We start from the raw sequence: 13,174 nt of genomic DNA on the forward strand, positions 1-13,174 counted from the left end.
AGCACGGTTCTGAATGGGAGAGGGTGAAGGTGACTTCACTCTCGACCCCTAACCCCATAAGGGGAAGGGATGTGACTGAAAGCTAATGCCTAACTGTAATGGTTGGGATATGCCCACTAGTCACGGTGTGGATATAGAGACTGCGATAAGTAGGAGTACTTATGACCAGAGCGAGTTTAAAGACTACGTAGTGTATATAGCTCCCAAAGTTGAAGTTATAAAGCAGGGGGTAGTAACCCTGTTCCTACTGACAATAGGGTATCCACATCAGGAGCCGTGTGATGTGAAAGTATCAAGCACGGTTTTGTATGGGAGTTGGGGAAGGCGACTTCCCTTTCGACCCCTACCAAAAAGTACAGTTACGCTCAAAAGAAAGCCAGACCAAAACCATCTAAAAACTATCACAAAGCTATAAATAGATATGCTCGTAAGCATTTAAGAGTAAGTAGGCAGCGAAAAGAATATTGCAAGAGATTAGCATATTCCGTTATCCAATCTACAGACTTGAATGTGAAAGGGCTGGCAAGAAATCGAAAACTAGCTAAATCTATTTCTGATGCAGGTTGGTCTACTTTTCGCAGTTGGCTAGAGTATTTTGGTGTGAAATATGGCAAGGTGACGGTAGCTGCAGAGCCTCGCTATACCAGCCAAGAATGCTCAAACTGGGGTCAATGAGTCAAGAAAACCCTATGAGAAAGAACACATAATGTGTTCGCACTGTGGGTATGTAGCCGACCGTGATGTTAATGTGGCAGCGAATATCCGGAAACGCGGACTAGCTAAGGCGGGGCACGCCGGAACTTACGCTTGGGGAGATTGGCTCTCTTGGGCTGTTGGTGTAAACCTGCGGTCTAATGGCGAGTAGCGCGAACCAAGAATCCCCGTCTCTTTAGAACGGGGAGTGTCAACTCTTTTCTAAATTATCAGTTATGGGGGGGGGAACTGGGGTTACTGGTTTATCATAACTGTAGCAGCAACAGGTTTGATAAATGACAATGGCCCGCAATTCCTAAGTCTCAGCTAGTTGTTTTTTTGGGAGCCAACAGCATCATCATGCTCCGTCCCTCTTGTTTGGGGGACTGTTGAACTTCTGCGTGTTCTTCTAGGTCTACTGCCATACGTTTTAGCAGCTCCCGGGCCAGGTTGCTATGCTGAATTTCTCGACCCCGGAACATGATTGTGGCTTTGACCTTATCGCCGGATTTAAGGAAGCGCTTGGCTTGATTCACACGCACCTGATAGTCGTGATCATCAATTTTGTAACGCATCTTAACTTCTTTGACATCGGCGGTATGCTGCTTTTTACGAGCTTCCCGAACTTTCTTTTCCTGTTCATATTTGAACTTCCCATAATCCATAATCCGGCATACGGGAGGGTCAGCTTTATCGCTAACCAGAACTAGGTCTAGTTCCTTTTCCTGAGCTAGTTTCATGGCTTCCCTGGGAGTCATGATCCCTAGCTGACCGCCTTCGGTATCGATCAGGCGAATCTTAGGAAAGCGGATATTGTCGTTGATTTGAGGTAAGTTGCGATTTCTTTTTGATTCTATCACAGGCATTACAGGAATTTTAAGTTAATGAGGTTAACGAATGTCTCGAAAATTGTGGGTCGCACTAACCGAACATTGTACTGATTTCCCATATCAATAGGCTTGACATTTAATCTAAACTTTAGGGACCCTAGTATTTTAGGGGTAACTTTCAAGTTATGTTGCACTCAGGACGACGGTTAGATGGATTTACCAGACTTGCACAAACAGATGGGCTTTCAGCGTGATTGGATTTGGAGGGGTTGGAGAGTTCGCTATACTTTTCTGCGTTGGCAGCACCCTAAAGAGGCTAAATCGCCTATTTTTGAGGTTCAAGACCCACTCGGGAGCAACTCTCCTGTTCCTTTAATTTTCCTTCACGGCTTTGGTGCATCTATCGGCCACTGGAGACACAATTTGTCGGTCTTCAGTCATTCGCACCCAGTTTATGCTTTGGACTTATTGGGGTTTGGTGGTTCTGAAAAGGCGATCGCTCCATATAATGTTTCCCTCTGGACCGAATTGGTGCATGACTTTTGGCAAACTTTTATCCGCCGTCCGACCATCTGGGTGGGAAACTCTATTGGTTCTCTAATCGCCTTAGCAACTGTTGCTCAATATCCCAAAACCGCTAAAGGTTTGGTTATGCTCAGTTTACCCGATCCCGCCGCTCAAGCGGACTTATTACCTGGGTGGATGGTTCCCCCAGTTGAGTTAATCCAAAGTTTGGTTGCTTCCCCTATTATATTACGTCCCATATTCTATCTAGTGAGACAACCATCTGTCATCAGTCGTTGGGTTAAATTAGCCTATCACAATCCTGATGCAGTTACAGAGGAACTGATACATATTCTATCTACTCCACCCCAAGAACGAGGGGCAGCTAGGGCTTTTACTATTCTGTTTCGGATTATGGGGAGTTCTAAACTCGGCCCTGCTGTACGCAGTCTATTTCCCCAGGTGCAGGTTCCCATATTACTACTCTGGGGAAAACAGGATCGACTGATTCCCCTGAAACTGGCTAAACCTCACCTCTACCTAAAATATAATCCCCACATCAAGTTAGTAGAACTGGAGGGCGCGGGTCACTGCCCCCATGATGAATGTCCCGAACGGGTGAACCGGGAAATTTTCGACTGGATTAAAAGTTGCTTAGGGGAAACTCTAACTCTACCCTAACGCCGAACTCGTCACTGATATCGTCAGTCGTCCAGAGCTGTATCAATTTTCTGGCGGATTTGTTGATAATCCTGATGATTGAGGGCATACAACGGGGCTAATCCAATCCCCGCTGCGCTGTGAGACCAAGCTAGAAGACGCCAGTTCCCTAACCTGGGAGAAGGGTCAAATTCTGGAAAATCCGGTCAGTTGCACGCCAGGGGTTAGAATTGAGGCAGAAACTGAATTTTTCCGGATCCAGGAGACAGCCAGAAAACTCGCGCTAAGTTAATGAAGTCGAATTAACCGCCCGGGGGCGGCATCAGTCAACACATAGAGATGACCATCAGGACTTTCCCGAACATCCCGCACACGCTGACCGATCGCGATCGCTCGTTGGTCTATCACCTCACCGGACTCATTTAATTGGATATGATGCACGGATTGGGATACCAAACCCCCAGCAAACAAATCGCCCCCATGCACGGCTAACCCGGACGGAGCGATCGCTGGTGTCCAAACGATATGGGGGTCAACCATATCTGGATGGGTTTGGCGATCGGAAATCTGCCCCCCCGTATATTCCCGACTATGGGTTACAAGAGGCCAGCCGTAATTTTTCCCCCCTTTAATCAGATTTAACTCATCCCCACCAAGCGCCCCATGTTCCGTAGACCAAACGTGACCCCGTTGGGAATCAATCGCCAACCCCTGAATATTCCGATGACCATAACTCCAAATAGCAGGGTCACTATCAGGGTCTCCCTGCCAAGGATTATCACCGGGAATTGAGCCATCGTCATTCAGGCGTACAATCTTACCCAAATGACTCTCTCGATTTTGAGCCTGTAAGCGAATCAGTTCCCCGTCGAGTTCCACCGGTGGATTTCCCCCATCACCAATCGCCACCAGCAGAGTATCATCGGGTAACCACACGATGCGCGAACCAAAGTGTTGTCCTCCCCGCTTCAAAGGAACAGCTTGGAAAATCACCTCGACATTCTCTAGGCTGTTTCCCCTTAACTCCCCTCTACCCACTGCCACCCCATTGGCTTCGGGCGTTCCTTGGGAATAGGTGAAATAAATCAATGAATTTTCCTCAAACCGGGGATGAACGGCAATATCGAGTAAACCTCCCTGATTCAGGACTAAGATTTCTGGCAACCCAGCTACAGGAGTAGGGTCGAGAACCCCATCGCGCACTATCCGTAAGCGTCCTGGTCGCTCAGTAATCAGCATTGTCCCATCAGGAAGCCACGCTAATCCCCAGGGATGTTCCAAATTCTCCACTACTGTGGTTTGTTCCCACTCCCGATTCAGAGGGATAGATGCACCAGACTCAACCTCGGTGGATAGGATTTGTCCTATAGGGTTTTCCGGTTGGGTTTCTACTCCGGTTGGTGTTGCACAAGCCATCAAGAGCAAACTTCCTAGCAAACTGCCAGCAATGGGAGTAAGGAGTTGAATCATCTTGAATCTCATGGGGCCTTGGTCACGGTCAACTGTTAACTATGCACTATTATTGATTTAGATAGCTGCGAAGAACTCTTTAGACTTAACTGGGTCGGGGTTCATGGTTTTATCTCCTGGCTTCCAACCTGCGGGACAAACTTCGCCGGGGTTAGCTTGCACATATTGGATCGCTTGTAAGGTCCGTAGGGTTTCGTCTACATTACGACCGAAGGCGAGGTTATTGATAGTGGCGTGTTGAATAATGCCATCTTTGTCAATAATGAACAGACCCCGCAGTGCAATTCCGGCTTCTGGGTCAAGCACATTGTAGGCGGCGCTGATTTCTTTTTTAATGTCAGACACTAGGGGATAGTTGAGGTCGCCAACTCCACCGGACTGGCGATCGCTTTGAATCCAAGCTAGGTGAGAAAATTCGCTATCGACAGAAACCCCTAAGATTTGGGTGTTAATGGCTGAAAATTCTTCAGCGCGATCGCTAAATGCGGTAATTTCTGTCGGACAGACAAAAGTAAAGTCCAGGGGATAAAAGAACAGAACAACGTATTTACCCCGATATTCAGATAACTTAATAGTTTTGAACTCTTGGTCAATAACCGCTGTGGCGGTAAAATCCGGGGCTGCTAAACCAACGCGAATACACTCACTTGTCATGGGTCAATCTCCTAATTCCTCTGAAAACCCAGTTTTTTATGGCTGAGTTTACCATTTGTTATGCTTGCATCATCCTGATCATACTATAATTGACCGCCAGATATTTCCGCCGGCGCGTTGGTTAGAGGCCCCGGTTTATGGGGGGCATGGCTCAAAGGGTCCCATGTGTTTTTGTGTAGGACCCTAGGTTAAATCAGTTCAATAAATGGCTCTGGCGGGATTTGAACCTGCGACCTTGGGCTTATGAGTCCCCTGCTCTAACCACTGAGCTACAGAGCCTTGTTCTTCAACAATTTATAATCCTAGCACCTTTTCCCCATATATGGCAAGCTATCGCCAAAAAAATTTTCAACCTGTTAAGGGGGGGGGAACAGACCAGGGGAAGATCTGGGTCTGTTCTTAGCCGCAAATTGGTCATTAATCCCTGGACAACAAAGCCATAGGATTGACAGCCCCATTTCCGGTGGGGTGAATTTCAAAGTGCAAGTGAGGACCAGTGCTAAACCCGGTGCTACCCATTTCCGCAATTAGCTGACCTTGGGTAACTTTCTGCCCTTTACTGACCAGATTCCGGTGATTATGAGCATAAAGGGTAACACTGCCATCAGGATGCTCTAGTTCCACCAAGTTGCCATAGCCACCGCTGTTCCAACCAGAAAAGATAACCACTCCCGGAGCGGCTGCTAAGATGGGAGTACCCACCGGACCGGCAATATCAATACCTCGGTGCATTCTTCCCCAACGCCAACCGTAGCCGGAGGTTAAAATTCCCTCGGCTGGCCAAATATAGCCAGCAAACCGTGTGGAGCCTCCCGGTAGGTAGGCATCCGGGCCAAGTAGTGGCGGTAAATCGGGGGAAACAATGCGACCGAGAGTAGGGTTCTGAAGTGGATCATAAGCACTAGCCCCCAGAGGAGCAGTAGCAACCAATGAATTGGGGTTATCTTCGGAACCTGGTTCTGGGCGGCGGGAAATCTCTTGAGTAGCCCCGTCTGAGGGTTTTTCCCCATCGATATCCTTTTGATATTGGTAGGCTGTGGGGTTAAACTCAGGGTTAATCCGTTGTAGTCGTCTGGGGTTAGGTTCAGTAGCAGCCAACACCTGATCAGCGGTTTCGGCTTTTTCGGCTTTCGCCTCGATCACTACTTCTTCTGGTTCCTGAGAAAAGCTGACAGTTTGATAGGAATAGGTGGGTTGAGACTGTTGAGCGTGGTACTCGTTTCGCAGTCGCTCAATCTCAGTTCTCAGGCGATCGCTATAGAGTCTACTGCCGCTGTGGCGGCGATTGAGAGGGGTAAGCCTTCTCTCCTCAGCATCAGCAAGACTAAATTCCCCATTACTACTGGGTTGGGACTCACCACTAGTTGATAGATCCTTTCGTGAAGCTGTAGTTGAGTTATCAGTATAGTTAGACTCTATGACAGGGGTTTGTTGACTGAGTTCCGAAAGTTTCCTGGGGGAAATGCGATCGCCGCCATCATTTGATGTACCCAAGCGATCGCCCAAATCCACTTTCAGGCCCACCGGTTTGGTGATATCGCCAGATATTTGGGACGGGAGAACTGTAGGAGTCACAGTTTGACTCAAGCGTAGTCTAACAGAAGCTCCCGGAGTATTGTTGTTAGTAGATGCTCTGTGGCTAGGAGTAGTAGTTTGGGCAGAACCCAAATCAATTCTGGAGTTGTTTAAGTTGTGATCTGCTGTGTAACTATCTCTTGGAGATGCCAGATAGTTATGCAAACGTTTAGGAATCCTCAGTTCTTGATCAACCTTAATCAAGTGAGGGTCAGTCAAATTATTAGCTCTAATCACATCATCTACTGACACCCCGTGGGCCTCAGCAATTCGAGCTATAGTGTCTCCTGAACTGACCTTATAGACCACCGAAACCGACTGAGTGGGGTCTGAGTCAATCACCAAGGTACCGGGAACCCTATTAAAGGAACTGATATCAGTTTCCCTAATTGTCTCCCTAACCGCATTGCTCACCTGGGAAGGTTGAGAAAACCGTGGGCTAGGGGCAGTGTTTTCCGTCACATCAGAGCTATAGGAGTCTGAACCGCTAATGCCATTTCCCACAGCCCTTTCTGTGGTGTCAAACCTTTCTATGGTGTCAAACTGATAGGGGAAAGGTTTTTCTTCAGATTTTGATAAAGACGGTTCCGAGACAACCACAGACCCAGGCTGGGCTTGCTCTTGGGCTTGAGTCTCGTTTTCCTGATGGTCAATAACTGCTGCTGGTTCTACTGGGGTTGCCGAACCCATAGACCCAGAATTAGATTCTGTCAGGTTTCGCAGAATGGATGGTTGCCAATCTGATGAATCAGATACTGAGTCGCCGTCTTGATTAAGTGCAGCTTGATTGGAAGAAGACTGCATCGATTTGGTGCTATCGGCTTTTAGTGACTCAGTAGCAGCACTACCCCCTTCGGGAAACAGAAGACCTGATGCAATCGCTAAACCCAAGAACGCAGCAGAGGTTTTTACCTTGCTCCGACTGGGGGCTGTCACCTGTTGTGTAGTTTCCACGTTCATATCTGTATTAATGGCATCCGTAACAACAGGCTGATTGTTGTGTGGAACTGTTCCTTTCAAAGAACGACCTCCTATGGAGAAGCGCTTAAACTGTTTTTGGGGCTGGTTTTCCTCAGTTATCTGTATTTAACACGGCTTTAAGCAGAACCTGCGATTACAGTAACTGATAAGTGATATTTATCATGCTGATTGCATGATGCCCACCACTGGCAGCCATATTGATATTGATTAGGTCAGATTACCTTGCTTTTTGAATTTCGACAAGCCACCTTTACCCATCAATTACCACAAAGTTGAGAGTGTGAGTTAACAATCTGGCAATTCCCTTGATGTCATAGATAAAAGACAGTTGGCAGGAAATGCAGATTGGGAATCCGTTGATCCCGAATCAAACTTTACACCATCTACCTCAAAAAACACAATGGCTTGGGAACCATGTTTTGTGGTTTCCCAACTTTAGCAGAGTAGTGTTAAGAATATACTCAAGTAGCCAACAACTTGATACATCAATCCTTACGCCGACTTTACCCTCTCACCCAGACATCCTTGGATTGATCACGAAAATCTATCAGAAGACATAGAGCTACTCCTCCTAGAGTATATAATCAAAACTTATGTTTAGACCGTGGGGGTTAAGCCAGCAAACCTAGTTGTCGGCGGGCTTCAAACAATCCTACAGCGGCACTAACGGAGAGGTTCAGGCTGCGGACATTCGGCTGACACATGGGGATGTAGACGGTAGCTTGACAGAGGGCTAGAACTTCTGGGGGGAGTCCTTCTGTCTCGCTACCAAACAGCAGCCAATCATTTTCCTGAAATTGAAAGGACACATAATTCTGTTTTCCACGGGCGCTAAATCCTACCCAGCGGCCCCCTAATGGTTGGTGAAAGGCTTGGAAATCCTCTATATGGGTATGGTATTTAAGGGGTACATAGGGCCAGTAATCTAGTCCTGCCCGTTTCAGATAGCGATCGCTAATTTCAAATCCCAGGGGGCCCACCAGATGCAAGGGTGTTTGGGTCGCCGCACAGGTGCGGGCAATATTCCCTGTATTTTGGGGGATTTGAGGATTAACTAGAACGAGTTGGGGCATAGTCGATCGCATTGAAAGGCCAGGAATTTACCCGCCAGAAGTTAATACTATATAATCCCCAACTCCTGAACTAAAAGCCACATTTCTATAGCTTTTCTTTATATTTCCTCCTTGGCTGAGGACATAAGATATATTAATAGGTCTTTTGCATCAACCCACTAGGTAACCAGTAATTGACATAATTTATCTTCAAGTTCCTGCTCCTGTTCATAAGCATCAGCGATCGCCTTTTTGATAATACTACGAGTATCGATGCCACTTTCATACTGTTTTAGCCACTGTTGGGCGCTGTTTCCCGACCGCAGAATCTTTTTGAGGGGAGACAGAAAACAGCTAAAACCACGCTGTTTAGCCACTGGCCAAACTTCTTGATACAGATTATCGATCCAATCGCGGGCTAAAATACTGCTGCCATCTTTCCAGTGTTTCAGGTTAGCATCCAGACTCCGGTGCGCTACTGCTTCCTCGTTGGCATCTGCGATCGCCACTAATTCCTGATTGCGGGTGTTTGCTGGTAGGCTACTCAATTCCAGGGGGTCTAGGTTCGGGGTCTCCATCAGTTGCCATAACCTTGCCTCTAAGAAGGCTGTAGTCGCCAGTAAGGCTATGGGATTCACCATTAGGTCACAAATCCTTAATTCCAGGCGATTGAGGCTGTAGGGGCGACGAACCCCATTAGGACGCACGGAACACCACAGGTGTCGCACATTTCTCATAGTTCCGGCTTCTAGTTGTTCATTAGTCCACTGGATATAATGAGAATGACTTTCAAAGAGGGGAACGTGGCGGGGAGTTTTGGGGAACAAATGCCACCTATGGGAGTGATAACCGGTGGGTTTACCGTCCAAAAAGGGAGAGGAGGCACTTAGGGCGAGGTATAATGGTGCTTCTACCCGCACTAGGCGCACGGCACGCATTAGCACTTCTGGATCATCAATACCGATGTTAATATGGATGCTGGCCGTAACTACATCAGTTCCGTAGGTTTCCTGAATGTAGGCATGATAGGGGTTGTTGGGGTCAGAACGGTAAAAGCGCCGACTATCTCCCAGAGAGAGAGTGCTACCTGGTATAATGGTGTAGTTGCCAAGTTGGCGCAGGTATTGTCGCAGTTGTTGCCGAGGTTTGACTAAAGCGCAAAGAGAGCGATCGTAACTGCAAATTGGGGCGGTGATATACTCCACATTGCGGGTATCTGGTTCCCGGACAAACCCATCAAGATTTTTAACTATTTTATCGGAAAAGCCTACTATGTCCCCCTGGGGTGTACCCGTGTACATTTCGACTTCAAAACCTTTGGGTAGTAACACTTTTGTGCCTCACTTAAATTTAGATGAACGGAAACTAGGATAGGGTCCCTATAGTGGACAGTTGACAGCTATTAAGTAAGGACTCCGACTTTCCCAGTTCCCGTGTTTATAGACATGACGACTAAGACCCACTCTGAGAGTGAGTTTTAAGTTGATTCTAGCATTGATTCGGAGTTCCAAGGAAAAATACTTTCCGATTCCGAAAAGTTAAAAATATAGTCATAATCAAATTCTAGCGCCCGGATATGCCTAGTTACAGAAAAGCCACAGTTAACAATTTGGTCAGTGGTAAAAGTTGCCATAATTAAAGCCATGAGTTTTTGAGAACTGACTTCCGGTGGTTTCACAAAATAATCTCGTTTGGCAAAAAATACTTTTTCATCTTTCGGGACCACCAGGCGATTAATGCGGTGGGCATATTGAATAGGTTTAATATATTGTTTGATAAAATCGTCCTGATTTTTTTGCAGTCGGGCGAGTCTTTCGTGTTGTTGCCAACTCATTGTGAACATGATTTTAATCAATTCAAAGCCGACAATATAATTAAAAACGTTCTCTTTTTCTTGGGTGCTGGCTACCAATTTTAAAGCTGATTCCAAGTAGATATCTGGCTGACATCTGGCATCTTGGGCGGAGTGTATATAAAACTGACGGATATATTTGCGGAGAACTCCCTCGGTCAAGGGGCTAGTCACTTTAAACCAGTTAAAGTATCTTTGAATCCGATTAATTGAGTCGATATCTTCCAGTAATTTAGACACTAAGCCATCGGCGGTATATTCATCTAAAAATTCCGCCTGTTTTTCGGGAGGGGAGGCACAGAATATATAACACAAAGACAGTAAATAGCGCCGCTGTTTCCAAGGCAAACTTTCCGCCCATTCTTGGGCTTTGGGAGGTAGTTTATCAAATAAAATGTTATTTTTGAGAGGGGCTAAAATGTCAGCGTTTGATTCGAGTTTCATAGTAGTTGTGTCCCACTGTCGGTTTTTTGATATTAGCTGACAGCAATTCTAAGCCACTGCATCACTGGAGACATTGTTACCATTTTCACAGGGGCGATCGCCATTTTCCACCTATGCCAACCGGGGCAACTTTGTGGGGGGTAAAAATCCTATTTCACAACTTATGATCGCTGCCAATTACGTCTCAAAATTTTCGGAACTACCAACACCAGTACGATCGCCACTGTTATCGCCCCCAATATAGGCAGAGAAATCGCCAATACTGATAAGATCATAGCGCACAGCAACTCCATTGTGGATACCAATGGATTAGCCAAGCCTCCGGTGGCCATAGTAGAGGCGACACGGGTAATACCCATTAACATTTCAATCACTCCGGCTGATCCAGCCCCCAGAATTATAGAGACTGTCCACATCCACCGAGGTTCCATGTCTGGTAAAAATGCAGCTACAATCAAAGTAGCCACCACCATAGCGATCGGTGCTTCCAGGATATCCAAAGCATGATCGACTCCGGGGATAAAATAGACGATCGCCTCCACTGCTAACAGAGTAGCGACGGCTATCAACCCCGTCTCGGTTCCCAAAATCTCTAAGTCGGGGGGTAGGTCAAAATCGCCGTATATGGCGGCTGTGCTCAAAATTACCGGGGGTACAAATATTCTAAACCCACAGGCGGCGCTTAAACCAACGCCGCAAAAAATCCCTAACAGATAATTCATCATCATATTTTCACTTTCTACTATTATCTAATTACAGGCGATACTGGCGGTAAACGTCCGTAGCGGCGCGGTGTAGGAGAGAATGGCGGTAAACCAAACTCTGTATATCTTCACAGTAACCACCGCCAATAATTCCCGCCACCGGATATCCCATTCCCACACAGGTAGACAAAACTTGCATTTCCCGCCGCCATAACCCAGAGTCAGTTAGGGCCAATTTTCCTAAGCGATCGCCAATATGGGTATCTACTCCTGCATCATAGATCACTAGATCTGGGCGAAATTCCGTAAGCAAGTCAGGTAAATGACTGGCTAAAATTTGCAAATATTCTTCGTCTTCCATACCCACGGCTAGGGGAATATCGCGATCGCTTGTTTGTTTTTTAGCCGGAAAGTTAGCTTGACAGTGCATTGAAAAGGTAAATACATGGGGGTTATCTTGAAAAATTACCGCCGTTGCGTCCCCCTGGTGTACATCAAGATCCACAATCAGGATTTTTTTGGCTAGTCCTAATTTTTGCATGACACAGGCAGCGATCGCTATATCATTGAATATGCAGAAACCAGATCCATAGTTAGGGAAGGCGTGGTGAGTGCCTCCGGCCGTGTTGCAGGCTAAACCGTGAGATAATGCTAGTTTAGCCGTCAATATGGCACCCCCCACTGCGATACAGGTCCGCTGTGCTAAAGCCTGACTCCAGGGGAGACCTATGCGACGTTGTGCTTTCGGGTCTAGTTTCCCCTGACAGTAAGCCTCTACATAGTCCCGGTGGTGGACTAATTCGATCCACTCAGTAGGTGGCAGTTTGGGTAGATGAAGTTGCGATCGTCTGATTACGCCTTCTTGGAGTAACATATCACAAAGTAACCCAAATTTCGGCATCGGAAAACGGTGTCCTGGTGGCAGGGGGGCTACATAGTCGGGATGAAAAACAATCGGCAAATTCATCGGTGCATATATTCAGGTTGTACAATCTAACTAATATTAAATTCAACTAGAGACAATTAACATGGATAGCACAACTATTTGGGAGTTAGGCAGCAGCAACCCTGATAATGCCAATAACCTGGAAGTTATTAGACAATGGTGGGCTAACCTCCAGAATATTAAAATCGACTGGCAACAGCGACTTATGCCACAGGATACAGACCCCAGTCAGTTAAACTGGGAACCCCAAAAGTTTGACGAAAATTTTGTAATTTGCAACCCCGAAATCAGGGGAATCACCATTTTTTGGAGTAAACCAAACAACCCCGACCAACGTAGTATCACCCCCCGGAAAATGGTGCTTTACCTTGACCACCAACAGCTTTATATTTTCTCTCAATCTCAACAGCAACTGGTGCTGAAAGTTAGTATCCCTGAGCTTAAATATGACACCATCAATATCGAAAATCCTCATATTGCCGTGGGCAATAATGGCTTAATGATACTATTTAGAGACCCGGCACAATTATTGGATGTCAAGGTAATTCTTACCCCAGAAAAATTACAGCAACTCAAGCAAAAATTAATTTAATAATTGAGAAACCGGGTTTCTTGACCTCTGGGACAAACGGGTTTCTTGACCGCGATATCGGTGGTGTGTCAGATGAATAAAATTTGCCGTTTACCCGATAGGTTATCCCTCGGACGCTACGAGGGTAATAATTATTAATTATTAATTATTAATTATTAATTATTCTTGACCTCTGGGACAAACGGGTTTCTTGACCGCGATATCGGTGGTGTGTCAG

At 46.4% G+C, this 13,174-nt stretch carries 13 protein-coding genes and 1 tRNA gene; 4 read left to right on the forward strand and 10 right to left on the reverse strand.

What is annotated here, in order from left to right:
- Positions 1–510 precede the first annotated feature (510 nt).
- Together P5683_RS16360 and P5683_RS16365 are read left to right on the forward strand one after the other, a co-directional pair.
- Complete coding sequence (locus P5683_RS16360; protein ID WP_315640501.1) at positions 511–675, forward strand: zinc ribbon domain-containing protein; 165 nt, start codon at positions 511–513, stop codon at positions 673–675.
- Positions 676–706: 31 nt separating this feature from the next.
- The gene (locus P5683_RS16365) at positions 707–865 is read left to right on the forward strand and encodes a hypothetical protein (RefSeq protein WP_006668434.1); all 159 of its coding nucleotides are present in this window, start codon (positions 707–709) and stop codon (positions 863–865) included.
- Between the two features lie 151 nt (positions 866–1,016).
- Here P5683_RS16365 and infC read toward each other — a convergent pair whose 3' ends face one another.
- Entirely contained in the window at positions 1,017–1,559 is a 543-nt protein-coding gene (infC, locus tag P5683_RS16370; protein ID WP_006624331.1) for a translation initiation factor IF-3, read from the reverse strand.
- A 174-nt stretch (positions 1,560–1,733) separates the two neighbouring features.
- Between infC and P5683_RS16375 the strand changes: the two genes are divergently transcribed.
- A complete protein-coding gene (locus P5683_RS16375; RefSeq protein WP_006624330.1) occupies positions 1,734–2,708 on the forward strand; it encodes an alpha/beta fold hydrolase in 975 nt (324 codons plus the stop codon).
- A gap of 267 nt (positions 2,709–2,975) precedes the next feature.
- Here the strand turns inward: P5683_RS16375 and P5683_RS16380 are convergent, their stop codons facing one another.
- The 9 genes from P5683_RS16380 to P5683_RS16420 all read right to left on the reverse strand — a co-directional run bounded on the left by P5683_RS16380 (position 2,976) and on the right by P5683_RS16420 (position 12,386).
- On the reverse strand, positions 2,976–4,157 hold the full coding sequence (locus tag P5683_RS16380) for a PQQ-dependent sugar dehydrogenase (RefSeq protein ID WP_006624329.1): 1,182 nt from the start codon (positions 4,155–4,157) through the stop codon (positions 2,976–2,978).
- Positions 4,158–4,214: 57 nt separating this feature from the next.
- A complete protein-coding gene (locus tag P5683_RS16385; protein WP_006624328.1) occupies positions 4,215–4,811 on the reverse strand; it encodes a peroxiredoxin in 597 nt (198 codons plus the stop codon).
- Positions 4,812–5,017: 206 nt separating this feature from the next.
- Positions 5,018–5,090 (reverse strand) — tRNA-Met (locus P5683_RS16390).
- 138 nt (positions 5,091–5,228) lie between these two features.
- The gene (locus P5683_RS16395) at positions 5,229–7,406 is read right to left on the reverse strand and encodes a peptidoglycan DD-metalloendopeptidase family protein (RefSeq protein WP_006668433.1); all 2,178 of its coding nucleotides are present in this window, start codon (positions 7,404–7,406) and stop codon (positions 5,229–5,231) included.
- Between the two features lie 572 nt (positions 7,407–7,978).
- The gene (locus tag P5683_RS16400) at positions 7,979–8,440 is read right to left on the reverse strand and encodes a tRNA (cytidine(34)-2'-O)-methyltransferase (RefSeq protein WP_035759327.1); all 462 of its coding nucleotides are present in this window, start codon (positions 8,438–8,440) and stop codon (positions 7,979–7,981) included.
- Between the two features lie 158 nt (positions 8,441–8,598).
- Entirely contained in the window at positions 8,599–9,750 is a 1,152-nt protein-coding gene (gshA, locus tag P5683_RS16405; protein WP_006624325.1) for a glutamate--cysteine ligase, read from the reverse strand.
- A gap of 146 nt (positions 9,751–9,896) precedes the next feature.
- Positions 9,897–10,715 (reverse strand): hypothetical protein, encoded by an 819-nt coding sequence (locus tag P5683_RS16410; RefSeq protein WP_006624324.1) that lies wholly within the window; start codon positions 10,713–10,715, stop codon positions 9,897–9,899.
- A 161-nt stretch (positions 10,716–10,876) separates the two neighbouring features.
- Positions 10,877–11,443 (reverse strand): DUF4126 domain-containing protein, encoded by a 567-nt coding sequence (locus P5683_RS16415; protein WP_006624323.1) that lies wholly within the window; start codon positions 11,441–11,443, stop codon positions 10,877–10,879.
- Between the two features lie 25 nt (positions 11,444–11,468).
- Positions 11,469–12,386 (reverse strand): histone deacetylase, encoded by a 918-nt coding sequence (locus P5683_RS16420; protein WP_315640510.1) that lies wholly within the window; start codon positions 12,384–12,386, stop codon positions 11,469–11,471.
- Between the two features lie 61 nt (positions 12,387–12,447).
- Here P5683_RS16420 and P5683_RS16425 point away from each other — a divergent pair, with 61 nt between their 5' ends.
- The gene (locus tag P5683_RS16425; RefSeq protein ID WP_006624321.1) at positions 12,448–12,957 is read left to right on the forward strand and encodes a hypothetical protein; all 510 of its coding nucleotides are present in this window, start codon (positions 12,448–12,450) and stop codon (positions 12,955–12,957) included.
- Positions 12,958–13,174 lie beyond the last annotated feature (217 nt).

It is taken from the genome of Limnospira sp. PMC 1279.21, from assembly GCF_032349615.1.
Classification (GTDB): Bacteria; Cyanobacteriota; Cyanobacteriia; order Cyanobacteriales; family Microcoleaceae; genus Limnospira; species Limnospira fusiformis.

Bases quoted from the DNA above. Each gene is read 5' to 3' on its own strand.
- P5683_RS16365 (WP_006668434.1), top strand. From the start codon at position 707: ATGTGTTCGCACTGTGGGTATGTAGCCGACCGTGATGTTAATGTGGCA.
- infC (WP_006624331.1), bottom strand. From the start codon at position 1,559: ATGCCTGTGATAGAATCAAAAAGAAATCGCAACTTACCTCAAATCAAC.
- P5683_RS16375 (WP_006624330.1), top strand. From the start codon at position 1,734: ATGGATTTACCAGACTTGCACAAACAGATGGGCTTTCAGCGTGATTGG.
- P5683_RS16380 (WP_006624329.1), bottom strand. From the start codon at position 4,157: ATGATTCAACTCCTTACTCCCATTGCTGGCAGTTTGCTAGGAAGTTTG.
- P5683_RS16385 (WP_006624328.1), bottom strand. From the start codon at position 4,811: ATGACAAGTGAGTGTATTCGCGTTGGTTTAGCAGCCCCGGATTTTACC.
- P5683_RS16400 (WP_035759327.1), bottom strand. From the start codon at position 8,440: ATGCCCCAACTCGTTCTAGTTAATCCTCAAATCCCCCAAAATACAGGG.
- P5683_RS16410 (WP_006624324.1), bottom strand. From the start codon at position 10,715: ATGAAACTCGAATCAAACGCTGACATTTTAGCCCCTCTCAAAAATAAC.
- P5683_RS16415 (WP_006624323.1), bottom strand. From the start codon at position 11,443: ATGATGATGAATTATCTGTTAGGGATTTTTTGCGGCGTTGGTTTAAGC.
- P5683_RS16420 (WP_315640510.1), bottom strand. From the start codon at position 12,386: ATGAATTTGCCGATTGTTTTTCATCCCGACTATGTAGCCCCCCTGCCA.
- P5683_RS16425 (WP_006624321.1), top strand. From the start codon at position 12,448: ATGGATAGCACAACTATTTGGGAGTTAGGCAGCAGCAACCCTGATAAT.